The sequence below is a fragment of the Vibrio sinaloensis DSM 21326 genome (assembly GCF_000189275.1).
Taxonomy (GTDB): domain Bacteria; phylum Pseudomonadota; class Gammaproteobacteria; order Enterobacterales; family Vibrionaceae; genus Vibrio; species Vibrio sinaloensis.
Genome location: NZ_AEVT01000049.1, coordinates 1 through 260 on the forward strand (window position 1 = coordinate 1; position 260 = coordinate 260).

The 260-nt window shown below is 56.9% G+C and carries 1 protein-coding gene; it reads right to left on the minus strand.

Annotated elements, in window-relative coordinates; all coding sequences use genetic code 11:
* Positions 1–260 (minus strand): hypothetical protein (locus RH45_RS07190; RefSeq protein ID WP_008075557.1); only part of this gene is annotated, 260 nt, incomplete at both ends.

A 260-nucleotide genomic window follows, 5' to 3' on the forward strand; every position in this document is an offset into this window, starting at 1 on the left:
GTATCGCCCACTTCGGCTTGGGCTGGAACCGTCACTAACACGTCCACTTGGCCACTGATTTCAGTGTTAGAAATCGTACCATCGTCGTTAATATCTTCAGTGATGACCACGGTTGGCGCTGGCGTTGCCGTGGTGTCACCCATGACTGCGCTGTCGCTGCCTGGGGCTGACTCATTGCCTGCTTGGTCCACGATGGTGGCTGTTACAGTAATGCTGCCGCCATCCGCTGGGCGGTCGTATTGGTAGGTCACGCCGTTGTC